The organism is Stutzerimonas stutzeri KOS6 (assembly GCF_000307775.2).
In the GTDB taxonomy this organism is placed as follows: domain Bacteria; phylum Pseudomonadota; class Gammaproteobacteria; order Pseudomonadales; family Pseudomonadaceae; genus Stutzerimonas; species Stutzerimonas stutzeri_B.
The window spans coordinates 2362427-2384767 of the sequence record NZ_KK020676.1; the positions used below are offsets into that span (position 1 = coordinate 2362427).

Here is a 22341-nt window from a genome sequence, read left to right on the forward strand (position 1 = left end):
GATGCCACCAGAGATTACTAGATCACCCTCGCCCAGCAGCGATGTGCCGTTGATCGACTTGATGTTCGTGCCGGAAACGAGCTTGTCCTGCTTGCCCGCAAATAACTGCTTGATATCAAGGCCCACAGCAGCAGCCAGCGCGGCGATACGCGCCTGCATGCTCATGCTTAGGCCTTAGCGGCTACATAGGCAGCGGCGAAATCCGTCTCAGGGTCGCCGATGCCGATGTTCTGGCAGGCCTGCAGCTTCTGCGCGGCGGTCAGTACCTGCGCGGCGTCGAACCGCACGCGGTTGCTCAGGCCGGTGGCGATTGTCTGGGCGAAATTGGGGTCGTCGCCCATTGCAGCCGACAATTCACGGAAGGTGTTCAGCGCGGCAGATGCGCCATCGGTCAGCTCGTCGCGCAGGGCGTTGAGGCGCAGCGTCAGCTCCTCGTGGATCTTATCTGCGGACCAGGTCGCGTCGAGCGTGCCGTCGCCGGCCGCATCGTCGATCAACGCGTTGGTCAGGTCGAACAGCTCAGCCACCGCAGCCACAAGGCTGGCCTTGGCGGTGGTCGGCAGGCTGGACAGGTCACCGACCTGGGCACGCGCGGCTTTGATGTCGGCGCCAACGGCCTGCGCCAGGGCGATCAGTTTGGTTTCTAGGCTCATGTTTGGTTATCCCTTGGCGAGTATGTAGTAGGCAAGCGGGTCGGGTGTCAGATCGTCGCGGACGTAGAGGCCATCCGGCCGGCGCTCAAGTCGGTTTTTTTCGGCCGCACTGATGGGGGCCAGCGACGCGAAAAAATCGGCTGGCGGGCCTTCGTTGCCATCGTCGAGCCATGATTGGTAGGCGCTCTTGCCGGGATCGCCTTTTGCGTCGGTGACGGTCAGCACCACCGATTGGGTGTTGTCGTTGACCGTCAACTGAGTCGCGGCAGCGCGGTCGTGGATGGTGAGCGTGACGGTGCTGGCCATATCAGCGCGTCCGGTCGGGGATGATGGGCTGGGTGCCGGCTAGCCAGGTCACGGTGCGCCCAGAGGCCAGGGTGACCTCCAGATCGTATTCGAGCCGGCCGGTGGGCCAGCGGGCGGTTTCCTGCGCGGGTACGTCGGCCAGGGTGATGCGGTTGCCGGCGATGGCTACGGGCCAGGCGTAGACCAAACGTCCGGCTTCGGTGCACAGGTGCAGCCGGGCCGAGGCGATTTCGGCCGGCGCGTCGTCGATGGCGATATCTACGCTCCAGCCCAGCAGGGTATCGCCGCGCAGACAGGGCTTGCGGTCGTATCGGGCTGTCATGCGGCGTGCTCCTGGGCGTGCGCGGCGGCGAACTGGGCGAGGCCGTAAAGGAGTTGGCGGGTGGTGGTCATTTGCGGTACCAGCCGGCGGCGTTCATGTCGCTGACAGTCAGTTGGAGGATGTTTCCTAGCACCACCGAGCATTTGATACCCGGAGCCGTGGCCTGAATCGCATCCTGAAACGCCTTCGCAAATTCGATGGGGGTATCAGCAGGCAACGCGAAAACATCACCATCTTGCGGACGCATCTGAGCGACTTTTTCAAGATCAATCATGCGGCTTGCTCCTGCTCGCCGGCGAACTGGGCATAGGCCCGGGCGAGCTTGACGTCGTAGAGGTTGCGGGCGTAGTTCGGGCCGTTGTAACGGCGCGCGAACTCGGCCCACTTACGGCCCTTGAGGGCCTTGTGCAGGGCGGCGTCGGTTTCGATGAAACACACGAACGCGTCGAGCTGGGCGGCCTCGCTGAGCGCCATCGTGTCGGCGAAATGCTGGGCGTCCTGGTAGCCGAGGCGCTGCCAGTGGTAGCCCATGATCTGGAACAGGCCCCAACTGGCGGACTCGAGCGCGGCGGCGTCATGGATGAGCTGGCGGGCCTGTGCGAGGCGTTGGTTTTCTGCGGTACCGCCGAGGTAGCCACCGGGTTGACGGTTGACCAGGCTGGGGTATTGGGCGGCGAGGTTGTCGGCTGTGCGCGCGCTCAGGCCATGGGCCTGCAGGCGCTCGTGCATGACGTGGCGCTCGAAGAGGATGACCGGGCGGCCGTTGGCGGCAAAGCCCTCTCCCCGGCTTTCCACCTGGTTGATGGCCATGACGCTGGCCAGCGGCACGCCGAGGCGGTCGGCGGCCTGCTGCAGATCGTGCTGCTTGAGGTAGCGCGAGGTGTCGCGGCCGGCGAGCGCAGCCAGGGTTTTTGGCCCGGCGACGCCATCGCTCACGAGGCCAACGCTGCGCTGGTAGGCGCGCACGACGGCCTCGGTCTGGTCGCCGTAGTCGCCATCGATGTGGATGTCGAAGCCGGCGAGCCTGAGTGCGGCCTGGAGGTTGCGCACGGCAAAGCCGCGCGAGCCGTTGGACAGGAGGTCGCTCATAGCTGGTCGACCTTTTTGTGCAGGACGCGCCTGGCCGCGGCGCGGCTGGCCTCGACGCCGAACAGGCCGACCATGCAGGCGAGGAATGTGCCAGCCTCGGGCGGCGCGCCGATCAGCGAGGGGCCGTAGGAGACGCCGACGCCGAGCATGCCGCACAGGGGCGCCTCGAGGGCGAGCTGCCGGAGCTTGCCGCCGCTGTAGATGATGCGCCAGATGGCGATGAGGAAGGCGAGCCCGCCGGCGTAGAGCGCAGGGAAGTTGTGCTCGATCCAGGTGGCGAGAAACGCCCAGGTTTCCGGTCTGTCAGGCATGTGCTTCATCCTGTTGCCCTGCGGTTGTGATGGCATGAACGCGCTGCACGACTTCACCCAGCAGCGCGGGGCTGTAGCGCTGCGCGAGGGGGAAGCCCAGGGCGGCGGCACAGAATTCGCTGCAGAACATGCGGCGGCGGTTGTCGATGGTCAGGGGCAGCAGTTGGCTGCCGAACAGGCCGAGCCAGTCGTAACCTTTGCCCTGGTGCTTCTCGAACAGGTGCTGGATCTGACGTTGGTCAGCCCAGGGCACCGGGATGAGGTCCCAATGCTCGAGGTTCAGCTCGATGCGCTTGGCGCGCACGCCGCCGTCCATGGCCGAGGCTGACAGCCAGCGACCATCGGGCAGGACCAGCTCGCAGTGGCTGTATTTGGAGCGCGTCCAGAGACGGACCAGGCGGTTGAACAGCGTGCCGCGGCCTTTGTAGAGGGCGAGGTAGATCAGTCCCATAGGTTCACCATTTGGCGTTGTTCGGCGCGCACGGCCTGTTCGGGCAGCAAAACCTGCGTGCCGTGGGGGATGACCGGGCCGAGGTCGGCGAGGCCGGGGTTGGCTTCGAGGATCTGCTCGACCACGCCGGCGGTGCGCCCGTAGTGCCGCCAGCAGATGGCGTCGACGGTGTCGCCCTGCTGGGCGCGCAGGCTGGCCATCAGATGAGCTCCACGGTGGTGTGGGCGATGCCGAGGATGTTGCGGATGGCCCAGCGGGCGTCGCGGCGGTATTCGTCGGCGGTGGGCAGTTGCGCATCGGCGCGTTCGGCTCCGTCGCCGGTGGCGCTGTAGTCGCGGTAGCGCTCGGCCAGCTCGGCACCGACGGTGCAGGCGATGGCGCGGCGGTAAAGGTGCACGAGGTAGCTCTCGCCCTGGAGCTGGGAGGCAGGCACGGCCGCAAGGCTGGCATGGCCTTCTTCCTCGCGTGCGCTGCGGTAGAGGCTCAGCTCGCGGTTGACTTCGATCAGGGCGTTGACGGCGGCGACCTCGAGGCGGGCATCGGTCACGCTGCCGTCCAGGCGCAGGGCGGCGCGCAGGTGGCTGCCGCCGTCCAGGTCGGGGAACCAGCCGTCGTTGGTGATGGGGAACGATTCGGCGGCTGCGGGGGCGTTGGTGGCGATGAAGGCGCTCATGGTCGCGGCTCGAATAGGTCGGCGGTGGTCGGGGCTTCACAGCTGGGCAAGGAGTAAACCTGCTGATCGGCCCCGAGCCGCCGGGGTGCGTGGGGACGCTCAGTTAGCGGGTGGCTCGCCGGTACCGGTTTCGGCCGGAGTGCCCTCTGCGTCCGGTTCGCCGGTGCCCTGGTCGGGGTTGGGCTGGTCGTTCGCTGGGGGCTCACCAGTGCTGGCATCGATCGGGGTGCCCTCTGCGGTCGGCTCGCCGTTGCCCTGGTCGGGGTTGGCCTGGTCGTTCGCTGGGGGCTCGCCGGTGCCGGTGGTGGCTGGCTTGCTTTCCGCGTGTTTCTTGAGGAGGCGCTTTACCTGCTCCAGGTCTTTCTTGCCGCCGCAGCTGTCGTGCAGCTCGATGGCGCGGGCGATGGATTCGCGCGCCGCCACCAGATGGCCTTCGACATGCTGCAGTTCTGCGGCTTCGATGTGGCTTTCAGCGGCGCCGAGGTGGGCACGGCCGATCGCCAGGTGGAGCTTGGCACGGGCCTGATCGGGCATGTCTTGCTCGGCGGTGAGCGCGGCGGTGCGCAGCAGCAGGCCCAGCTCGAAGGTGCCGTCGGCTTTCTGGGCCTTGAGGGCGGCTTCGGCCACCACTTCGGCGATCAGGCAGCCGGTGGTGCGTTCGAAGCGGTCCGTCATGGCCAAGCCGTGCTTGAGCACGTAGTCGGCGACGTCAAGGGCGCCGGTGTAGTCGCCAGCATCGATGCGCCAGACCATTACGGTTGTGAGCACATCGTCCTGCGCGCCCCGCCCAGCTTCGAGCACGCCAGCCACGTAAGGGTCATAAGCCGGTAGCAGTTGCCGCTTGAGTTCGATCTTGCCCTCGGTGGACTGGATCTGTTTCAGGCGCAGGCGGTCCTGGTGCAGCTGGGCGAGCTGCAGTTCGTAGGCGGTGGCGCCGGCCATGGTTTGTGCCGGTGCGGTGGCGGCCGCCTCCAGGGCGGCGCGCTTACGCAGTTGGGTGCGCTGGGCGAGGGTCAGGGCCATGGGTTATGCCTCAGTCGGTGCCGGGTAGGTCATGGCCTCGATGTTCTCGACCAGGGCAATGGCGCCGAAGTCTTCGACGACGTAGGCATCGTTGCTGGACTGGTAGTCGGCGATGCGGTCGTATTCGGGCTCATCCTTCAGGTGACGGCGGCGGGCACCTTCCTGCCAGTAGATGGACAGGTTCTTGAGGAAGGTGACCAGCACGGTGCCCTCGGGGAAGAACGGGGCATCGACCACCGGCAGGCCGCCGAGGCGTGCGCGGCTGACGACTTCCTGCGCGGCGTTCTCTTCCTGGTTGGAGGCGGCGCCCTTCTCCACGGCCTTGAGCAGCTTCTCGTGCATGAGGTCGCGGCTGACCAGTACGACCAGGTCCGGACGGGAGCGGTGCCAGGGGTCGAGCGTCTGGATGGCATCGAATACCAGTCCGTCGAGGGTCTGGTAGTCGCCGCTGATCTCGGTGTCCACGCCGGCCACCTTGATGACCTTGGTGGCGCCCACGGTCACTTTGCCGGCGACGGCGCCTTCGTCGATCACGCGGTCCGGGGCCTTGGTGCGGATCTTCGCCAGCCAGCCGATGTTGACGTCCTGCAGCAGCGGGTTGTTGGCGCGGTCGGTGGCGGCAGCTGCGCTGACGCCGTTGAAGCCGACCATGATGCGGTCCAGCGCCTGGCGCTGGATGATGGCGTTGGTGAGGCGCACCTGGAAGTCGGGGAACTTGGCCCAGGCATCGAGCAGCGAGTACGGGAACGCGCTGTCGTAGTTGGTCTGCACGCAGTTGTAGCTGTCCTTGGCCATGGCTTGGCGCTGCGCCGGGGTGCGGCGGTTGCCGCCGGCGGTGTCGGTACGCCCGGCGATGGGGCCATTGACGCCGAGCAGCAGTGCCTCGCCGCTTTGTTCGATGACGCCGATCATGTTGATGCGGCCAAGGAAGCCGGTGGACTCCTGCATGGCGGTTTCGAGCGTCTGCTGGACCGACGGGGTGACGCTGAATTTTTCGGTGGCGCTGGCCACGCCGTTAAGCAGGGCGATCTGCGCTGCCAGGGCGGTGAATACGAGGCGGGTTTCGTTACGCATGGTGTTTCTCCGGGGCGTTGGGTGTGAGCGGGCTCAGAACAGGGTCTTGATCTGGCCGTTGCCGCCCGCTACCGCCGGGCGCTGCTGTTGGTTGTGGTCGTGGGTGGTGCCGAGACGCTGGGTGAGCGCCTGCAGGTCGGTTTCCAGCTTGGTGAGCTTGGTTTCCAGACCCTGGCGAGCGGTCTGCTCGGCGGTAAGCGCCTCGGCCTGGTCGGCGGAGTGCTTGGCGATGGCCTCGAGGGTTTCGGCCAGCTCGCCGAACTGTTCCTCGGTCTGCTTGCCCTTGCCGAGCAGCTCGCTGACCTTCTTGAACAGGCCGGCGACCTTGGACGGGGTGTCGTCCACCTCTTCGAACTCCAACTCGGCCGGCTCGGCGACGGTGAAGAGGTTGTCCTTGTCCTGCTTGCGGCTGGCGAAGGTGCCGTTCTTTGCGCTGAATTCCAGCGCCTCGGTGCCCAGGCTCGCGGGGCTGTCGGTGACGGCGAGGCCGACGAGGTAGGCCTTGCCGGTGTTGGCGAACTTGGGCTGGATCTCCATGGAGGTGTAGATCTTCTGGCCCTTCTTGTTCAGGGCCAGCAGGGCCTCGTTGGGCTGGATCTGGGCGAACAGGGCGAGCTTTTTCTCGCCGTTGATCTCGACCTCTTCGGTTTTCAGGGCGAGCACGTCGCCGTAGGCGCCGAACTGCGAGTCGGGGGACAGGCCCTTGATGTGCTCGACGTTGATGCGCGCGCCGTAGGTGTCGCGGTTGTAGCTGGCGGCCATTTCCTCCAGCCAGCTGCGCTCGATGGTGCGACCGTCGGTGGTCGCGCCTTCGACGCCGATGCGGAACATCTTGGAGCGGTACTTTTTGCTGTTGCCGGCCATGCGGGCTGTCCTCAACTGTTGGCTGCTGGGTGCAGTTGCTGTGAGGGCATGGTCGGCAGCCCGCGCAGGGTGGGCAATTCGCGCGCTGTGTAGCGTCGGCGGTTACAGGGCGCAGGGGTAACGGGCTCGCGCGCGCGAACGGCAGCATCGGCGCCATGAATGCACCCGCCGAACTTCCCGCACAACGCGACAACCGCCGCCAGGCCAAGTTTTTGTACTGGACGGGTTGGCGCATCACGGATATCGCCGACTACCTGGAGGAGAAGGAAAAGACCGTCCACAGCTGGAAAACCCGGGACGAGTGGGACCGGGCGGACAACGTGGAGCGCATCGGCGGCGCGCTGGAGGCCCGCCTGGTGCAGCTGATCCTGAAGGACGGCAAGACCGGCGGCGACTTCAAGGAAATTGACCTGCTGCACCGCCAGTTGGAGCGGCAGGCGCGAATCGAGCGATTCAAGGGCGGCGGCACCGAGGCGGAACTCAATCCGAACCTGGACAAGCGAAACGCCGGGCCGAAGAAGGCGCCGAAGCGCAACGAGTTCGATGAAGGCGAGATCGAGCTGCTGGAGGAGGCCTTCCGCGACGGTTGCTTCGAGTATCAGTTGGACTGGTACCGGGCGATCAACATGCGCACGCGGATGCTCCTCAAGAGCCGCCAGATCGGGGCCACGTATTACTTCGCGCGCGAGGCGCTGATCGACGCGCTGCTGACGGGGCGCAATCAGATCTTCCTTTCAGCGAGCAAGGCGCAGGCGCACCAGTTCAAGAATTACATGCAGGCATTCGTGCAGGAGGTGCTTGGCCGGCAGTTGACGGGCGACCCGATCGTGCTGGCGAACGGCGCGGAGCTGCACTTTCTCGGGACCAACTTTCGCACCGCCCAGGGGCGCAGCGGCAATTTCTACTTCGACGAATTCTTCTGGGTGCATGGCTTCGACGAGCTGAACAAGGTGGCGTCGGGCATGGCGCTGCACAAGAAGTGGCGCAAGACGTACTTTTCGACGCCCTCGAGCATGGGGCACCCGGCCTACAAGTGGTGGACGGGCGAGCGGCTGAACAAGGGCAAGCCCGCGGCGAAGCACGTGAAGATCGACCTGAGCCACGACACGCTGGCGCCGGGCAAGTTGTGCCGGGAGGACAAGATCTGGCGGCAGATCGTGACGATCCTGGATGCCGAGCGCCGCGGCTGCGATCTGTTCGACCTGGATGAGCTGCGCTTCGAGTACAACGCGGAGCAGTTCGCGAACCTGCTGATGTGCGAGTTCGTCGATGACGGGGCGAGCATCTTCCCGCTGCCCCTGCTGCAGCCGTGCATGGTGGACAGTTGGGTGGAATGGGGCGAGGACTACAAGCCGTTCGCGGCGCGCCCGCTGGGCGACCGGCCGGTGTGGATCGGCTACGACCCGGCCGAAACGGGCGACAGCGCGGGCATGGTGGTGGTGGCGCCGCCGGCGGTGCCGGGGGGCAAGTTCCGACTGCTGGAGCGGCACCAGTTCCGCGGGATGGATTTCGCCGCCCAGGCCGAGGCGATCCGCCAGGCCTGCAACCGCTACTGGGTGACCTATATCGGCGTGGACGTGACCGGGCTGGGCTCGGGCGTGGCGCAGCTGGTGCGTCAGTTCTTCCCCAATGTGACCACCTTCAGCTACTCGCCGGAGGTGAAGACGCGCCTGGTGCTCAAGGCCTACGACGTGATCCGCAACGGCCGGCTGGAGTTCGACGCCGGCTGGACGGACGTGGCCAGCTCGCTGATGGCGATTCGCAAGACGATCACGGCCTCGGGCCGCCAGTTCACATACACCGCCGGGCGCAACGATGAGACGGGCCACGCGGACCTCGCGTGGGCGCTGTTCCACGCCCTGCACAACGAACCGCTCGAGGGGCAGACCTCGGCGAACACTGGATTTATGGAGATCTGCTGATGAGCGAATTGATCACCGCCCCCGCCGCCGGCGTGGAGGCCTTTACCTTCGGCGACCCGCTGCCGGTGCTCGATGGGCGTGAGATTCTCGATTACCTGGAGTGCTGGCTGAACGGGCGCTGGTACGAGCCGCCGCTGTCGCTGGATGGGCTGGCGAAGTCGACCCGGGCGAGCGTGTTTCTGCAGTCGGGCCTCAACTTCAAGCGCAACATGCTGGAGCGCACGTTCATCCCGCATCGCCTGCTGAGCCGGCAGGCGTTCGGCCAGTTCGCGCTGGACTGGCTGTGGTGTGGCAATGCGTATCTGGAGCGACGGCAGAACATGCTCGGCCAGCCGCTGAGCCTGCAGCCGACGCTGGCGAAGTACATGCGCCGCGGCGCGGATCTGGAGACTTACTACCAGGTGCGCGGGTGGCGCGATGAGCATGAGTTCAAGCCCGGGACGATCTGCCATCTGCGCGAGGCGGATATCAATCAGGAGGTGTACGGGCTGCCGGAGTGGCTGTCGGCGCTGCAGTCGGCGCTGCTGAACGAGAGCGCCACGCTGTTCCGGCGGAAGTACTACCAGAACGGCAGCCACGCCGGGTTCATCATGTACATGACGGACGCGAGCCAGAATGAGGCGGACGTCGACGCGCTGCGCCAGGCGCTGAAGTCGGCCAAGGGCCCGGGCAACTTCCGCAACCTGTTCGTCTACGCGCCGAACGGCAAGAAGGACGGGCTGCAGCTGATCCCGGTGAGCGAGGTGGCGGCGAAGGATGAATTCGGGTCGATCAAGAACATCAGCCGCGACGACTTGCTCGCCGCGCTCCGGATCCCGCCTCAGCTGATGGGCATCGTGCCGACCAACGCCGGCGGATTCGGCTCACTGCGCGAGGCGGCCGAGGTGTGGGCCGTCAACGAGCTGGAGCCAATTCAGGCAAGGCTGGCCCAGGTGAATGAGTGGCTGGGGGATGAGGTGATTAGGTTCAGGGAGTTTGAGCTGCCGGCGAAGGGCTGAACTCGCCACCAATCGCGCAAACCGAAGCCGCCCTCGAGGCGGCTTTTTTTGTGCCTGGCCGACCCTGAAAAGAGCGTTTCGCTAGCTAGCAAAACCCCAGCAAACCATAGCAAAAATGTTGCTTCAAGTCCATCGGCAAAGTGGCTGCACGCCAGTATTTATGCGGGTTTCAGCTCATCACCGAGAGTGCTCTGCACCGCACGGTACCGGTAGCTGATGCCGGCATGGTGGATGTGCGTTTCATCGATCGTCGGGCTCGGGTCGGTGAGGCTTAGGCAGAACATCCGGCCATGGGTGTCACCTTCTCCGCCACCAGCCACTTCAAGCCTGCCGATCACATCGCCACCATGGTCGTATGGGTCGACCTTGCCGTCCTTCACCGTTACCAGCCTCGCGGCGCCATTGCCGCTGACCAGCTCATAGATCCCGTCGCAAATAGCCATGTGCCCTCCTGGTGCTCGGCTGAGCCGAAACCGTAGCGCAGTCGACGCGGCGCCGCCAGCACCCCCCCAATCCGCACCCGGCGCGCGCCGTCGTCCCCCCACCACGCCTGCGGGCTAAACCTATGGCATTTTCCGCACCCCTGCGGGATGGCCGAGAGCGGCCCAGGCTGCGCGCTGGAGAGGCGTTTTCGATGCCCGGCACCCCTGCGAAACCCTGCACAGAGGCCTCTTTCTGGAGCGCCTGCGTAGCTAGCCGAGCCAACCGATTTCAGAGGCGAATTCGAAAATGGGTAATTTTGGTCAGGCCCTTCCGAAATGCGGCTGGAGGCCCCGTATTTGCTGGGCTCGTCCGCTTACCTTCAAAGGTAATTTCGGGTAAGTGGATAGGTAATTTTTTCGTAACCCATTGATTTTAAAGGGCCTCCGTTATTCGGTGCCTGACCCTCAGAAAAGGTAAGTTGATTACCTATGAATTACCAAAAAAGTTACCTTTAAGAATCGTGCTTAAAGCATTGATATTAAAGGGGTTTAGGCTTTGCGAAAAAGGAGATTACCTAAATTACCCATTTTCGATGGGTCAGACGAAAACGCGGCGATGTGCCTGGGCGGGCTGCTTGCCGTGTCGCTCGCATGATCGTGATGGGAACAATATGGGAACACTCACACCCGCTTTTCCAGACCCCATAAACGCTGAAGGCCCCGGAATACGGGGCCTTCAGGATTGGATATGGCGGAAGCGCAGAGATTCGAACTCTGGGAAGGGTCTCCCCTTCGGCGGTTTTCAAGACCGCTGCCTTCAACCACTCGGCCACACTTCCGGATAAAGCGGGCGCAATAGTACCGGATAGAAATACACTGTCAAACACTGATGCTAGGCAGCGAACCTGCCTCTGTTATGATCCGGGCAAACCGTCCCAGGCTTGATTCATCCAAAGGAGTGTCGCCATGCACGAACACGAATACGCGCTTAGCCACACGCAGGTCGAGCAGCGCGAGGTCAGCAAGGTCCTGCGCAACACCTACGGGCTGCTGGCCATGACCCTCGCGTTCAGCGGCCTGGTCGCCTACATGGCCATGCAGGCCAACGCCGCCTACCCGAATATCTTCGTCGTGCTGATCGGCTTCTACGGCCTGTTCTTCCTCACCGCGAAGCTGCGCAACTCGGCATGGGGCCTGGTTTCCACCTTCGCCCTGACCGGCTTCATGGGCTACACGCTGGGTCCGATCCTCAACATGTACCTGGGGTTGGCCAACGGCGGTGAGTTGATCAGCTCGGCGCTGTCGATGACCGCCCTGGTGTTCTTCGGACTGTCGGCCTACGTACTGATTACCCGCAAGGACATGAGCTTCCTCAGCGGCTTCATCACCGCGGGTTTCTTCGTGCTGATCGGCGCCATGCTGGCGGGCTTCTTCTTCCAGATTACCGGTCTGCAACTGGCGATCAGCGCCGGCTTCGTGCTGTTCTCCTCGGCCTGCATCCTGTTCCAGACCAGCGCCATCATCCACGGTGGCGAACGCAACTACATCATGGCCACCATCGGCCTGTTCGTTTCGCTGTACAACCTGTTCATCAGCCTGCTTCAGCTGTTGGGCATCTTCGGCGGCAACGACTGACCGAGTCGTGAACCAGGCTGCTTCGGCAGGCTGATTGCCATCTCCCGACACCCTGCGAGAGCCATGCTTTCGCAGGGTGTTTTCGTTTTAGGCGGCCAAGAACCCCGTATCAGTTGGCGCGTTCCGCATGCGGCGCCGCATCCTCGAAACGATCCACCTGCCGCAAACTTCGGAAGCCGAGCATCCAGCCACCGGTCACGGCAAGGGTGCAGAAACTGCCCAGCAAAGCCGCCGGCACCGCACCGAACCAGGCGGCGCTGGTACCGGCCCGGAATTCACCGAGCTCGTTGGACGAGCCAATGAACAACATGTTCACGGCGTTGACGCGCCCGCGCATGGCGTCGGGAGTGGAGAACTGGACCAGCGTCGAGCGAATGTACATGCTCACCATGTCCGCACCGCCGGCCACGAACAGCGCGGCGAACGACAGCCAGAACAGGCTGGACAGAGCGAAGACCAGGTTGGCGAGGCCAAACACCGCCACCGCGATGAACATGGTCATACCGACGTGGCGATTGAATGGTCGCGTGCTCAGGTAGAAGCCCACCATCACCTCACCGAGGGCCATGGCGCTGCGCAGCGCACCGAGGCCGGCCGGCCCGACTTCCAGTACCTCCTGGGCGTAGATCGGCAGCAGCGCGACCACGCCACCGAGCAGCACGGCGAACAGATCCAGCGAAATGGTGCCGAGGATGATCGGCCGAGAACGGATAAAGCGGATACCTGCGGTGAAGCGTTGCCAGGCCGTGGCCTCCAGTGCCCGCATCGCCTCGGCATAGCGCACCGGCACGCGTTGCAACAGCGCCACCGCGGCGAGGAAGAACAACAGACAGGCCGCATAGGTCAGTCCGCCACCGCCCAGCGCGTACAAGCCGCCGCCGAATACCGGCCCGGCGATGGTCGATCCGCGCACGATCATGCTGTTGGCGGCGATCGCCGCAGCGAGCCTTTCGCGTGGCACGATCTGCGGCAGCAGGCTGGACAATGCCGGCCCGGTAAACGCACGGGCGCAGCCATAGAACACCAGCACGAGGTAGAAGCTGGCGACCGCCCCACCACTCAGCGACAACCACAGCAGCGCGGCGGCACAGACCGCTTCGAGCGCCCAGCTCAGGGAGAGGATGCGCTTGCGGTCGTAACGGTCGATCAGATCGCCCGCCGGCATCAGCAGCACGAGCATGGGCACGAACTGCGCCAGGCCGACATAGGCCAGCGACAGCGGCTCACGGGTCATGTCGTACACCTGCCAGGCCACCACGACGGCCAGGATCTGCACGGCGAACATGGCCAGCACGCGACTGATCAGGAAAGGCAGAAAACCGGGCTGGCGATAGATCGAGGCAGGTAAAGCGGAAGCGTCGGAAACAGGCATCACAGGTCCAGACGAAGCCCATGAGCTGGGCTGAAGGGCGGCCAATCTACCGGAGTGCCGCCAGTTCAGGCAAACCGCGGTCGGCCCCGGCGTAGCACTCCGGGACCCCATCGCTGCCGCCTGTCGAACATCTCTCGCACGCACTTATAGCTGCAACAGCATCGTTTGAGATCGCAAGACAAATGCACGACGGAATCGATCGGGGAGGATTCGTCACGCCCGTAGCTGGCGTATCATGTCGGCTGTTTCGCAATGGTGCCTCGATGAAGTTCGTAATAGCCCTGTTCGCTCCGCCTCACTCACCCGCTGGCCGCCGCGCGCTGCGCTTTGCCGAGGCGGCTCTCGGTGCTGGCCATGAAATCGTTCGCCTGTTTCTCTATCAGGATGGCGTGCACTGCGCCTCGGCAAATGTCGTGGCGGCGCAGGACGAACTGGATATCGCAGCCGAATGGAGTCGCTTCGTCAGCGCCCACCGACTGGACGGCGTGGTTTGCATCGCCGCGGGCCTGCGCCGCGGTGTGCTGGATACCGGCGAGGCGCAACGTTACCAGCGTCCGGCGGCGAATCTCGCGGCCGGCTGGGAGCTGTCGGGGCTCGGCCAGTTGCATGAGGCTGCGCAGCAGGCCGATCGTCTCGTCTGTTTCGGAGGTCAGTGATGGCTCGCTCGCTGCTCATCATCAGCCGCCAGGCACCCTGGTCCGGCCCCTCGGCCCGCGAGGCACTGGATATCGTGCTGGCCGGTGGCGCCTTCGAGCTGCCGCTGGGCCTGCTGTTCCTCGATGACGGTGTATTCCAGCTCGCCGCTGCGCAGCAGCCGGCAGCACTCGAACAGAAGGATCTGACGGCCAATCTCCAGGCGCTGCCATTGTTCGGCGTCGACGCGCTGTTCGCCGCACGGCATAGCCTGACCGAGCGCAACCTGGATGAAACCGCGCTGGCTCTGCCCGTCGAAGTGCTCGACGGCGCCGGCCTGAGCACCCTGATCAACCGCTACGACCATGTGATCACGATCTGATGGCGACCCTGCATCTGCTTTCCCATTCCCCTTTCGCCGATGGCCGCCTGCACAGCTGCCTGTCCCTGCTCGGCGCAGGCGATGCACTGCTGCTGACCGGTGATGCCAGCTATGCCCTGCGCGCCGGCACCGCTCCGTGTACGGCACTGCAGCAACTGGCCGAGGATGTTGCCGTATATGCCCTGGAGGAAGACGTGCTGGCCCGCGCGCTCGATCCCCTGCCGCCCCGTGTGCGCCAGCTGGACTACGCCGGCTTCGTCGAGTTGACCTGCCGCTACGAGCGGGTCAATAGCTGGTTATGAGCCTGTTCGTCGACGGGCGTGAGATCGCCCTGGACAGGGATGGCTTTCTGGTCGACCTGTCTGATTGGAGCGAAGCCGTTGCCGAAGCGCTGGCCGGTCGGGAAGAGCTGGTGCTGGAAACCGGGCATTGGGAGGTCATCCACCTGCTACGCGAGTTCTATGCGCAGTTCCAGCTGTCACCAGCGACACGACCGCTGATCAAGTACGCCGCGCTGAAACTGGGCCCTGACAAGGGCAACAGTCTGCACCTCAACCGCCTGTTCAAGGGCACCCCTGCCAAACTGGCCGCCAAGCTGGCCGGGCTGCCGAAACCGAGCAATTGCCTATGAACATCGAAACCCCAGCCGAACACCCGTTTGCCGTTTACGTGCGCATCCTCGGCAAGGGCAAGCGCGGTGCCCGCGACCTGACCCGCGATGAAGCCCGCGAAGCCATGGGCATGCTGCTCGATGGCAAGGTCGAAGACGCCCAGCTCGGCGCTTTTCTCATGCTCCTGCGGCACAAGGAAGAAAGCGCCGAGGAGCTGGCCGGCTTCACCGATGCCGTGCGCGAACGTGTGCAGGCTCCGCCGATCGCCGTCGATCTGGACTGGCCAAGCTACGCCGGCAAGAAGCGCCACCTGCCCTGGTATCTGTTGGCGGCAAAATGTCTGGCAGCCAATGGCGTGCGCATCCTGCTGCACGGCGGCGGCGCGCACACGGCAGGACGGATCTACACCGAGCAGCAACTGGAGCTTCTTGGCATCCCTCACTGCGAAGACTGGCAGCAGGTCGGCGCCGCGCTGGATCAGAACCGCCTCGCATTCATCGCCCTGGGCGCATGGATGCCGGTCCTGCAGCGCATGATCGACATGCGCAACCTGCTCGGACTGCGCTCGCCTATCCATTCGCTGGCACGCCTGCTCAACCCGCTCGGCGCCCGTTGCGGCCTGCAGAGCATCTTCCACCCCGGCTACCAGGATACCCATCGCCAGGCCAGCACCCTGCTCGGTGACCACGCCATTGTGATCAAGGGCGAAGGCGGCGAGATCGAGATGAATCCGGACAATATCGCCCACCTGTACGGCACCACTGCCGGCACGCCCTGGGACGAGGAGTGGCCGGCGCTGTCGGAACGACGCCATGTCAAACCGGCGCAACTGGATCCGGAGCACCTGCTGGCCGTGTGGAACGGTACCGCACGGGATGCCTACGGCGAGCTGGCGGTCGTGGCGACCATGGCACTGGCACTGCGCGGCCTTGGATCGCCGCGCGAAGCTGCTTTCGAGCAGGCGAACCACTACTGGCAGGCACGCCAATCATCGGCTTGAGCGATAGGATTGACCTGCTATTCAGCTACATAGATCGAACCATCATTCCTAGACTGGCCTCCAATATTCCATAACGGGAGGACAGAATGGGACTACTCATAGATGGCCAGTGGCACGACCGCTGGTATGCCAATCGAGATGGCAAATTCGAGCGCGAACAGGCCAAGCGCCGTCACTGGGTGACGGCAGATGGCGCGCCCGGGCCCGATGGCCAGGGTGGTTTCAAGGCCGAAGCCGGTCGTTACCACCTGTATGTATCGCTGGCCTGCCCTTGGGCGCATCGAACCCTGATCTACCGCAAGCTGAAGGATCTCGAGCCACTGATCGGTGTTTCGGTGGTGAGCTGGCTGATGGCCGACAACGGCTGGACATTCGAGCGGAGCACCGGTTCCAGTGGCGACGCGCTGGACGATCACAACTACCTGCACCAGCGCTACACCAGCGACGATCCGCAGTACTCCGGGCGGGTCACCGTACCCGTGCTGTGGGACCGGGAACGCCGATGCATCGTCAACAACGAGTCCGCCGAACTGATCCGCATGTTCAACGGCGCCTTCGACGGTCTCACCGGGTCGCGCCTGGATCTGTGCCCCGAACCGCTACGCGGCGAGATCGACGCGCTCAACGCGCGGATCTACCCTGCGATCAACAACGGTGTGTACCGGGCTGGCTTCGCCACCACGCAGGAAGCCTACGAAGAAGCGTTCGACGAACTGTTTCATGAACTGGACTGGCTCGAGCGGCGACTTGGCAAGCAGCGCTACCTGACCGGCGAATACCTGACCGAAGCCGACTGGCGGCTATTCACCACCGTGGTTCGTTTCGATCCGGTGTACTTCGGTCACTTCAAGTGCAATCTGCGGCGCATCGAGGATTATCCGAACCTGTCCAACTGGCTGCGCGAGCTGTACCAGTGGCCGGGCATCGCCGAGACAGTGGACTTCACTCACATCAAGAGTCATTACTACGCCAGCCACCGGCAGATCAACGCCAACGGCATCGTCCCGAGCGGCCCTGCCATGGACCTTGACAGCGCCCATGACCGTGACCGTCTGCCAGGTCGCGGCATATGGACGCGCTAGGTTCTGTACGAAAAGTCGTCGAGCGCAGGCACTCTTCGTACAGAGCCTAGTCATCCCGCCGAGCCGTGCTCGAGCATATGGCACATGGCAGTCTTCAGCTTCATGGGCCGCACCGGCTTGTGCATCAGCATGTGCCCGAGTTCGCGCACCTGCTGCTTGAGTTCGTTGCTGTAGTTGGCGGTGATCATCAGCGCCGGTAACGGGCTGGCGCGACGGGCATTGACGGTCGCCACCACGTCGATGCCGATGTGCCCGTTGTCGAGGTGATAATCGGCGATCATCAGGTCCGCCTCGGCGTGGAAATTGTCCACCTGGCGGGCCAGGTCCTCTTCGGACAGCGCCGTGACGACGTTGCAGCCCCAGCCTTCGAGCAAGGTCCGCATGCCGGCACAGATCGCGGTGTCGTTGTCCAGCACCCATACCCGAGCCCCCTGCAGGCGCTGCAGCAGCAGCTCGGTCGTGCTCGGCTCCGGCCGCGCCTTGGGCGCCCGCTTGGCCAGCGGCACCTCGATGGCGAAGCGCGAGCCGCGTCCCGGCTGCGAGCTGACATGGATGCGATGGCCGAGCATGCGCGCGATCTTCTCGACGATGGCCAGCCCCAGCCCGAGACCGCGGTCCTGATTGGGCCGCACGCCCTCCCCGCGCTTGAACTCCTGGAAGATTTCCTCCAGCTTGTCCGAGGCGATGCCGATGCCGGTATCCCAGACCTCGATGGCCAGGCTCTGCCGGCGTCGGCGGCAGCCCAGCAATACGCGTCCATGCGGCGTGTAGCGAATGGCGTTGGTCAGCAGGTTGCGCAGGATCCGCGCCAGCAGCTGGATATCGCTGCGCACCAGCGCCGAACAGGGAATGAAATCCAGCTGCAGCTGCTCGGCCCCGGCGATCTGGCGGAACTCCATGGCGAGGTTTTCCAGCAGTTCGCTGACGGCGAATGGGGCGATATCGGGCTTGATCACGCCAGCATCCAGCTTGGAAATATCGACCAGCGTGCCGAGCAGGTTCTCGACGTCTTCCAGCGAATTGCTGATGTTACGAATCAGGCCGGCATTGGGCGCGCCCGGTTGCTCCAGCAAGGCGCTGGTGAACAGTCGGGCGGCATTCAGCGGTTGCAGCAGGTCATGACTGACCGCAGCGAGGAATTTGGTCTTCGACAGGTTGGCCAGTTCCGCTTCGCGCTTGGCCTCGCGCAACCGCGCTTCGACCTGGCTGCGCTCGTCGATCTCGCGCAGCAACTGGTCGTTGAGACTGGTCAGTTCGGCGGTGCGCTCGCGTACGCGCTGCTCCAGGTTCTGGTAGGCCTGGTGCAGCGCCTCGGCGGTACGCCGACGGTCGGTGATGTTCTGGATCAGCACGAAGATGCCGGCCACCTCACCGTTGGGCTGGCGATTGGGCACATAGGAACGCAGCATGTAGCGCTGCTGGCCGGCATGGTTGCGCTCGGCCATCTCGAAGCTGACGTTCTCGCCGGACAGCGCCCGGTCGATGTACGGCTCGAGCTGGCGCCAGTGTTCACCGCTGTGCACCTCGCGCAGGGACTGCCCGAGCATGCCGTCGCTGGGCCAGCGATACCATTCCTCGTAGACCTTGTTGGTGAACTCGTAGGTCAGGTCGGACGATACGTAGGCAATCAACGCCGGTACATGGTCGGTGATCAGGCGGATCCAGCGCTCGCTTTCGCGCAGCGCCTCGGCGTGGCGGTAACGCTCGGTGATGTCGGTGAAGGTGTTGACGAAGCCGCCCGTGGGTAGCGCATGCGTGCGGATCTCCAGGACGCGCCCGTCGAACAGACGCTGCTCCAGTTCGCGAATCGGTCGCCCCCTGGCGTCACGGCTGTTGGGTGTGAGCAGGGTCAGCTCGCTGTCGGCCATGACCTCCTCGAACGGCCGGTGCGCCTCGATCGGCGCCAGACCGCAGAGCTCCAGGAAGCGCCGGTTCCACAGCTCCAGCGCACCTTCGGCACTGACCATCGCCACCCCCTGGGACAGGTTGTCCACGGCGCGCTGCAATAGCCGCGACTTCTGTGCCAGCGCCTGCTCGCGGCGCATGGTTTCGCTGACCTTCACCTCGGTGATGTCGGTGTAGAGGATCACCAGCCCGCCCTCGCGGGTCGGACGCTCGCTGACCTGTACCCAGCGCCCGTTGTTCAGGCGGTAGACCGTGGGTTCCTGGCCCTTGCCGCGGTGTTCCTCGACGATCAGACCGGTGCTCTCGGCCAGCCGCCGTACCTCTGCCAGCCGGGTCCCGGCATTGATACGGGCACGGGTGCGGGCCCACAGCGACTTGAAACGCCGATTGAACAGCACGATGCGCTGGTCGCGGTCGAACAGCACGAAGGCATCGGAAATGCTTTCGATGGCGTCGACCAGGTGCTGATGGGCGGTTTCCGCGCGCAGCCGCGCGTCGCTGAGCAACTGGTTGCTGCCCTTGAGTTCGGCCATCGCCTGGTTCAGCGCGTCGGTTCGCTCGCGCACCTGCTCGGCCAGCTCAACCGAATGCTGGAAGGCCGCGTAGGCGGCATCCCGACCGGTGCCGCCGGATTCGACACGCTCGATCAGGGCGGCGTTGATGCGCTTGAGCTTGTGGTTTTCGCGTTCCAGTTCGGCCTGACGCGCCAGCAGCTCAGCGACCGCCCCGCCCTCCGGGTCGGCCAATGGCGACACCGGTGAAGGTCTGGTTGATGTGCATGCCATTGAACTGCTCTCCGTAGGTGTTGAAGCCGATCACCTGCTGGCGTCGGAGAAAGGCCGAGGTCTGCTCGCTGGTGCCGTTGTCCTCGATTTCCAACCGACGCAGGAAGCAATCGCAGCCAATGGTCAGCAGCGGCGGCCCGAGGCGCTGCTCGAGCCTTGCGAACAGCGCCTCGAGATTTGGCATCAGCGGGCCGGGCTCCATGGCGGTGAGCACGATGCCGTTCTCGACCGCACAGTAGAAGGTCAGGCTGAGGTCCTCGTTGACCTTCTGGATCGAGCGCACGTAGTAGTGTTCGTTGATCCGCACCGCCAGCGGGTGAGCGGCGAACAGGCGATGATCGAGGTCGGCGACGCTCACGCCGATCAGCCTGGCGTACTCCTCGGCCGCCGGTTCGGCATTCAGCTCGTAGACCCTGCGGCTGTTGCTGTCGGCATGGGTGACCACCAGCTTCTCGCTGAGCGGAAGAATGTGGTGAGTGGTGAACACCTCGAAATCCAGCCAGGTGTTGACCAGCACCACGATTGCCGCGCCACTGTAGAAGCGCCCCTCGTAGTAGACATAGGTGTCGCTGAGGTGATTGTCATCGCCGGCCGAGCCGCCGAAATGCGGGATGCTGCCGAATGCGGCACTCAGGGCCGAGAGCACCACTTCCTCGCGGCTGGACAGCCCGTCGAGCAGCGTCAAGGCGAAACTGTGGTCCTTGATCGGCGCCAGCGAGTTGCTGCGACAGTCGTTCCCCAGGCGCTCCACCAGCTGCTGGGCCTCGACCAGGCCGAAGCGCTCCATCTCATCGATCAGCTCGCAGGCGATGGAGAAGCTGCGGTGGTCGAAGCCGATCGCCGTCACGCAGCTGCGTCCGTAGCCCTGGGCGGTAATCTCGCCAGCCGAGGTACAACCGACCAGGCGCACACCGCCGAAGTATTGCCGCAATGCATCGCCCAGCGCCGGCAGGTCATATTCGGCAGAGCAGAAGAACAGCACGAAGCCCAGATGCGGGTGCATCAGCTGACGCGCCAGATCCTGCGCCACCGTCTCGGCCAGCCGGGCCTCGGACATCGCCGTGCGGATTACTTCGCCTTGTTGTTCGGTCACCCGCCGCTCCCCGCACTGCCTGAATCGGATGGCTCATTCTTGGGCAGGGGATAGGACGCGAAAATGCTACTTGAGTACCGGTAAAGGCCTGCCTAGGTAGCATCGCGACGAAACGTAGCAGCGTGCAACGAGGAGCGGCGGCCCCGGAATGTGACTACCGCCGGGCCGGGCAGATCAGAATGCAACACCGCCCTGCCCCGGACTTTACCTAACGCCAACAAAAAGGCCGGCCTCCAATGGGCCAGCCTTTTCGTAATGCGGCGCAGCGAAGTCGCCGTGTCGGGCATGGGGTACGCTCAGCGTACGCACCACTGCATTGCAACGCATGGAGCGACCTACGGTTCGGTTTCCATCCGCGCCCGGCTGATCATGTCGCTTAGAAGCTCAGCGCCGCCCCCACTGCGAAGGTGCGGGTTTCTTCGTCGAGTGCCGGGCTGTTCTTGCCTTCGATCTCGAACTGGTTCAGTTCGGCGACCAGGGTCAGGTTGTCGTTGATGCTGTGGAACAGGGCAATGCCGCGGGTCTCGTAGTCAGCCTCGCCACCCAGACCGTTACCGTCATCCTGGGTCTGTCCGTAGGACAGCGCGACGCGGTTCTTGCCGAAACGGTAGGAGCCCTGCAGCAGGTAACCGTCGCTGTCCACTTCACGCAGCAGTGCTTCGCCGGCGTTGTTGGTGAAGAACGGGTTGATGCCTTCGGCCTGGAAACCCGAGGCGGTCAGCGACAGGTTGCCCATCTTGGCCTGCACGCCGTAACCCAGGCCTTTGGAGTCGACCTTCTCGATGCTGCTGTCGGTGTTGTCCGAGCTCTGCTGCATGCCGTTGATCCAGGTGTAGAACTGCGTGCCGCCCAACTCGAACTCGTAGGTGATCTCGGTTTCGAAGCGCGGTGCTTCCTGGTAGGCCTTGTCCAGGGTGGACGAGGTGTCGTCGGTGGTGTCTACCGGGTCCATGATGCCGGCCGCGACGCGCAGACCGCTCACCTTCGGCGAACGGTAGGTGATCTGCGAAGTCGGGAACGGATACGGGTAACCGGTACCGATGTTGCCGAACGATACGCCGCCGCCATCGACCAGGCCCAGGGTGTCGCTGACCTGGCCGTAACCGCTGAGCATTTCGTCGAGCAGGATATTGGAACGACCGAACAGGCCGAAGTCCTTACCGAACAGCACTTCACCCCACTGCTCGTTGCCGGCGGTGGCGTAGAACTGACGCACGTCGATACCGGTTTCGGTGCCGTTGCTTTCGCTGTCGTTGATGGTCACCCAGAACGAGGAACGGCCGCCCAGCTTGAGATCACCGACCTGCTTGCCGAAGTTGAAGCCGATCCAGTTGGGCAGGAAGCCCATCTTCACCCGCGACTGCTTGCGATCGAACTGCTCGCCCGCACGCTCGACGTCACTGTGGACGTAGAAGGTGTTGAAGTAACCATCGGTGGAAAAGGTGGTGTCGTCCTGATCGTAAAGCACGATTTCGGCGACAGCCGACTGGCTCACGGTCATGGCGACGGCACTGGCCAGGACCAGTGGCAACAGGGTTGATACGGCTTTCTTGTTGTTGTGCATGGCGCTCTCCGCGGTTTTGACGACAAGCAGTCGTGACGGGAGCGATTATCGAAAGGCGATCCGGGAGCACATACGCTGCGATAGCGGCGAAAGGCTAGTACTTTCGCCGCGGGTGCCGTCTTGCACGGAAAGCATGTCATCCACGGGGCTGGATGAATGAGGCTTAGGTCG

At 64.3% G+C, this 22341-nt stretch carries 26 protein-coding genes and 1 tRNA gene; 9 read left to right on the plus strand and 18 right to left on the minus strand.

Features of this window, described 5'->3' with window-relative positions; translation table 11 throughout:
* Nucleotides 1–167: 167 nt before the first annotated feature.
* From B597_RS38885 to B597_RS38935, 12 genes are all read right to left on the minus strand, one after another.
* Entirely contained in the window at nt 168–653 is a 486-nt protein-coding gene (locus B597_RS38885; protein WP_024162250.1) for a hypothetical protein, read from the minus strand.
* A gap of 6 nt (nt 654–659) precedes the next feature.
* The gene (locus B597_RS38890) at nt 660–959 is read right to left on the minus strand and encodes a hypothetical protein (protein WP_024162251.1); all 300 of its coding nucleotides are present in this window, start codon (nt 957–959) and stop codon (nt 660–662) included.
* 1 nt (nt 960) lies between these two features.
* Nucleotides 961–1281 carry a hypothetical protein gene (locus B597_RS38895; RefSeq protein ID WP_024162252.1) on the minus strand — a complete coding sequence of 107 codons (321 nt, stop codon included), beginning with the start codon at nt 1279–1281 and terminating at the stop codon, nt 961–963.
* Between the two features lie 67 nt (nt 1282–1348).
* Nucleotides 1349–1555, minus strand: a complete 207-nt coding sequence (locus B597_RS38900) for a hypothetical protein (RefSeq protein ID WP_024162253.1) — start codon at nt 1553–1555, stop codon at nt 1349–1351.
* Nucleotides 1552–2370, minus strand: coding sequence for an N-acetylmuramidase domain-containing protein (locus B597_RS38905; RefSeq protein ID WP_024162254.1), 819 nt, complete (start codon nt 2368–2370; stop codon nt 1552–1554). Before B597_RS38905 ends, B597_RS38900 begins: the two co-directional genes overlap by 4 nt.
* Nucleotides 2367–2681 carry a phage holin, lambda family gene (locus tag B597_RS38910; protein WP_031323590.1) on the minus strand — a complete coding sequence of 105 codons (315 nt, stop codon included), beginning with the start codon at nt 2679–2681 and terminating at the stop codon, nt 2367–2369. Before B597_RS38910 ends, B597_RS38905 begins: the two co-directional genes overlap by 4 nt.
* Nucleotides 2674–3132 (minus strand): enoyl-CoA hydratase, encoded by a 459-nt coding sequence (locus B597_RS38915; protein WP_024162256.1) that lies wholly within the window; start codon nt 3130–3132, stop codon nt 2674–2676. The genes B597_RS38910 and B597_RS38915 overlap by 8 nt, the downstream gene beginning before the upstream one ends.
* Nucleotides 3123–3332, minus strand: coding sequence for a tail protein X (locus B597_RS38920; protein ID WP_024162257.1), 210 nt, complete (start codon nt 3330–3332; stop codon nt 3123–3125). The genes B597_RS38915 and B597_RS38920 overlap by 10 nt, the downstream gene beginning before the upstream one ends.
* Nucleotides 3332–3805: a head completion/stabilization protein gene (locus B597_RS38925; protein ID WP_024162258.1), complete on the minus strand. Its 474-nt coding sequence runs from the start codon at nt 3803–3805 to the stop codon at nt 3332–3334. The genes B597_RS38920 and B597_RS38925 overlap by 1 nt, the downstream gene beginning before the upstream one ends.
* A gap of 99 nt (nt 3806–3904) precedes the next feature.
* On the minus strand, nt 3905–4828 hold the full coding sequence (gene gpM / locus B597_RS0223590) for a phage terminase small subunit (protein WP_024162259.1): 924 nt from the start codon (nt 4826–4828) through the stop codon (nt 3905–3907).
* Nucleotides 4829–4831: 3 nt separating this feature from the next.
* Nucleotides 4832–5902: a phage major capsid protein, P2 family gene (locus B597_RS38930; protein WP_024162260.1), complete on the minus strand. Its 1071-nt coding sequence runs from the start codon at nt 5900–5902 to the stop codon at nt 4832–4834.
* Nucleotides 5903–5935: 33 nt separating this feature from the next.
* Nucleotides 5936–6766 carry a GPO family capsid scaffolding protein gene (locus B597_RS38935; protein WP_024162261.1) on the minus strand — a complete coding sequence of 277 codons (831 nt, stop codon included), beginning with the start codon at nt 6764–6766 and terminating at the stop codon, nt 5936–5938.
* 155 nt (nt 6767–6921) lie between these two features.
* Between B597_RS38935 and B597_RS38940 the strand changes: the two genes are divergently transcribed.
* On the plus strand, nt 6922–8688 hold the full coding sequence (locus tag B597_RS38940; protein ID WP_024162262.1) for a terminase ATPase subunit family protein: 1767 nt from the start codon (nt 6922–6924) through the stop codon (nt 8686–8688).
* Nucleotides 8688–9686 (plus strand): phage portal protein, encoded by a 999-nt coding sequence (locus tag B597_RS38945; RefSeq protein ID WP_051519741.1) that lies wholly within the window; start codon nt 8688–8690, stop codon nt 9684–9686. The genes B597_RS38940 and B597_RS38945 overlap by 1 nt, the downstream gene beginning before the upstream one ends.
* 158 nt (nt 9687–9844) lie before the next feature.
* On the opposite strand, the gene B597_RS38950 is transcribed toward B597_RS38945, so the two are convergent.
* Together B597_RS38950 and B597_RS38955 are read right to left on the minus strand one after the other, a co-directional pair.
* Nucleotides 9845–10129 carry a hypothetical protein gene (locus B597_RS38950; RefSeq protein WP_024162264.1) on the minus strand — a complete coding sequence of 95 codons (285 nt, stop codon included), beginning with the start codon at nt 10127–10129 and terminating at the stop codon, nt 9845–9847.
* A 728-nt stretch (nt 10130–10857) separates the two neighbouring features.
* Nucleotides 10858–10947 (minus strand) — tRNA-Ser (locus B597_RS38955).
* Between the two features lie 127 nt (nt 10948–11074).
* Here B597_RS38955 and B597_RS38960 point away from each other — a divergent pair.
* Nucleotides 11075–11743, plus strand: a complete 669-nt coding sequence (locus B597_RS38960; RefSeq protein WP_024162265.1) for a Bax inhibitor-1/YccA family protein — start codon at nt 11075–11077, stop codon at nt 11741–11743.
* A gap of 109 nt (nt 11744–11852) precedes the next feature.
* Here the strand turns inward: B597_RS38960 and B597_RS38965 are convergent, their stop codons facing one another.
* Nucleotides 11853–13115, minus strand: coding sequence for an MFS transporter (locus B597_RS38965; protein WP_024162266.1), 1263 nt, complete (start codon nt 13113–13115; stop codon nt 11853–11855).
* A 263-nt stretch (nt 13116–13378) separates the two neighbouring features.
* Here B597_RS38965 and tusD point away from each other — a divergent pair, with 263 nt between their 5' ends.
* The 6 genes from tusD (at nt 13379) to B597_RS38995 (ending at nt 16823) form a co-directional block, all read left to right on the plus strand.
* Complete coding sequence (gene tusD / locus B597_RS38970) at nt 13379–13771, plus strand: sulfurtransferase complex subunit TusD (protein WP_024162267.1); 393 nt, start codon at nt 13379–13381, stop codon at nt 13769–13771.
* Nucleotides 13771–14130, plus strand: coding sequence for a sulfurtransferase complex subunit TusC (gene tusC, locus B597_RS38975; RefSeq protein ID WP_024162268.1), 360 nt, complete (start codon nt 13771–13773; stop codon nt 14128–14130). The genes tusD and tusC overlap by 1 nt, the downstream gene beginning before the upstream one ends.
* Nucleotides 14130–14432 (plus strand): sulfurtransferase complex subunit TusB, encoded by a 303-nt coding sequence (gene tusB / locus B597_RS38980; protein ID WP_024162269.1) that lies wholly within the window; start codon nt 14130–14132, stop codon nt 14430–14432. The genes tusC and tusB overlap by 1 nt, the downstream gene beginning before the upstream one ends.
* Nucleotides 14429–14761, plus strand: coding sequence for a TusE/DsrC/DsvC family sulfur relay protein (locus tag B597_RS38985; RefSeq protein ID WP_024162270.1), 333 nt, complete (start codon nt 14429–14431; stop codon nt 14759–14761). The genes tusB and B597_RS38985 overlap by 4 nt, the downstream gene beginning before the upstream one ends.
* A complete protein-coding gene (locus tag B597_RS38990) occupies nt 14758–15741 on the plus strand; it encodes a glycosyl transferase family protein (protein ID WP_024162271.1) in 984 nt (327 codons plus the stop codon). The genes B597_RS38985 and B597_RS38990 overlap by 4 nt, the downstream gene beginning before the upstream one ends.
* Nucleotides 15742–15827: 86 nt before the next feature.
* Nucleotides 15828–16823, plus strand: a complete 996-nt coding sequence (locus tag B597_RS38995; RefSeq protein WP_024162272.1) for a glutathione S-transferase family protein — start codon at nt 15828–15830, stop codon at nt 16821–16823.
* A gap of 50 nt (nt 16824–16873) precedes the next feature.
* Here the strand turns inward: B597_RS38995 and nahK are convergent, their stop codons facing one another.
* The 3 genes from nahK to B597_RS39010 all read right to left on the minus strand — a co-directional run bounded on the left by nahK (nt 16874) and on the right by B597_RS39010 (nt 22170).
* Nucleotides 16874–19513 carry a hybrid sensor histidine kinase/response regulator NahK/ErcS' gene (gene nahK / locus B597_RS39000; protein WP_152028185.1) on the minus strand — a complete coding sequence of 880 codons (2640 nt, stop codon included), beginning with the start codon at nt 19511–19513 and terminating at the stop codon, nt 16874–16876.
* Complete coding sequence (gene nosP, locus B597_RS39005; protein ID WP_024162274.1) at nt 19443–20606, minus strand: nitric oxide-sensing protein NosP; 1164 nt, start codon at nt 20604–20606, stop codon at nt 19443–19445. Before nosP ends, nahK begins: the two co-directional genes overlap by 71 nt.
* A 376-nt stretch (nt 20607–20982) precedes the next feature.
* Nucleotides 20983–22170 (minus strand): porin, encoded by a 1188-nt coding sequence (locus B597_RS39010; RefSeq protein WP_024162275.1) that lies wholly within the window; start codon nt 22168–22170, stop codon nt 20983–20985.
* Nucleotides 22171–22341 lie beyond the last annotated feature (171 nt).

Excerpts from the sequence above, each read along its gene's own strand:
- B597_RS38885 (WP_024162250.1), bottom strand. The coding sequence starts at position 653 with ATGAGCCTAGAAACCAAACTGATCGCCCTGGCGCAGGCCGTTGGCGCC.
- B597_RS38890 (WP_024162251.1), bottom strand. The coding sequence starts at position 959 with ATGGCCAGCACCGTCACGCTCACCATCCACGACCGCGCTGCCGCGACT.
- B597_RS38895 (WP_024162252.1), bottom strand. The coding sequence starts at position 1,281 with ATGACAGCCCGATACGACCGCAAGCCCTGTCTGCGCGGCGATACCCTG.
- B597_RS38900 (WP_024162253.1), bottom strand. The coding sequence starts at position 1,555 with ATGATTGATCTTGAAAAAGTCGCTCAGATGCGTCCGCAAGATGGTGAT.
- B597_RS38905 (WP_024162254.1), bottom strand. The coding sequence starts at position 2,370 with ATGAGCGACCTCCTGTCCAACGGCTCGCGCGGCTTTGCCGTGCGCAAC.
- B597_RS38910 (WP_031323590.1), bottom strand. The coding sequence starts at position 2,681 with ATGCCTGACAGACCGGAAACCTGGGCGTTTCTCGCCACCTGGATCGAG.
- B597_RS38915 (WP_024162256.1), bottom strand. The coding sequence starts at position 3,132 with ATGGGACTGATCTACCTCGCCCTCTACAAAGGCCGCGGCACGCTGTTC.
- B597_RS38920 (WP_024162257.1), bottom strand. The coding sequence starts at position 3,332 with ATGGCCAGCCTGCGCGCCCAGCAGGGCGACACCGTCGACGCCATCTGC.
- B597_RS38925 (WP_024162258.1), bottom strand. The coding sequence starts at position 3,805 with ATGAGCGCCTTCATCGCCACCAACGCCCCCGCAGCCGCCGAATCGTTC.
- gpM (WP_024162259.1), bottom strand. The coding sequence starts at position 4,828 with ATGGCCCTGACCCTCGCCCAGCGCACCCAACTGCGTAAGCGCGCCGCC.
- B597_RS38930 (WP_024162260.1), bottom strand. The coding sequence starts at position 5,902 with ATGCGTAACGAAACCCGCCTCGTATTCACCGCCCTGGCAGCGCAGATC.
- B597_RS38935 (WP_024162261.1), bottom strand. The coding sequence starts at position 6,766 with ATGGCCGGCAACAGCAAAAAGTACCGCTCCAAGATGTTCCGCATCGGC.
- B597_RS38940 (WP_024162262.1), top strand. The coding sequence starts at position 6,922 with ATGAATGCACCCGCCGAACTTCCCGCACAACGCGACAACCGCCGCCAG.
- B597_RS38945 (WP_051519741.1), top strand. The coding sequence starts at position 8,688 with ATGAGCGAATTGATCACCGCCCCCGCCGCCGGCGTGGAGGCCTTTACC.
- B597_RS38950 (WP_024162264.1), bottom strand. The coding sequence starts at position 10,129 with ATGGCTATTTGCGACGGGATCTATGAGCTGGTCAGCGGCAATGGCGCC.
- B597_RS38960 (WP_024162265.1), top strand. The coding sequence starts at position 11,075 with ATGCACGAACACGAATACGCGCTTAGCCACACGCAGGTCGAGCAGCGC.
- B597_RS38965 (WP_024162266.1), bottom strand. The coding sequence starts at position 13,115 with ATGCCTGTTTCCGACGCTTCCGCTTTACCTGCCTCGATCTATCGCCAG.
- tusD (WP_024162267.1), top strand. The coding sequence starts at position 13,379 with ATGAAGTTCGTAATAGCCCTGTTCGCTCCGCCTCACTCACCCGCTGGC.
- tusC (WP_024162268.1), top strand. The coding sequence starts at position 13,771 with ATGGCTCGCTCGCTGCTCATCATCAGCCGCCAGGCACCCTGGTCCGGC.
- tusB (WP_024162269.1), top strand. The coding sequence starts at position 14,130 with ATGGCGACCCTGCATCTGCTTTCCCATTCCCCTTTCGCCGATGGCCGC.
- B597_RS38985 (WP_024162270.1), top strand. The coding sequence starts at position 14,429 with ATGAGCCTGTTCGTCGACGGGCGTGAGATCGCCCTGGACAGGGATGGC.
- B597_RS38990 (WP_024162271.1), top strand. The coding sequence starts at position 14,758 with ATGAACATCGAAACCCCAGCCGAACACCCGTTTGCCGTTTACGTGCGC.
- B597_RS38995 (WP_024162272.1), top strand. The coding sequence starts at position 15,828 with ATGGGACTACTCATAGATGGCCAGTGGCACGACCGCTGGTATGCCAAT.
- nahK (WP_152028185.1), bottom strand. The coding sequence starts at position 19,513 with ATGGCATGCACATCAACCAGACCTTCACCGGTGTCGCCATTGGCCGAC.
- B597_RS39010 (WP_024162275.1), bottom strand. The coding sequence starts at position 22,170 with ATGCACAACAACAAGAAAGCCGTATCAACCCTGTTGCCACTGGTCCTG.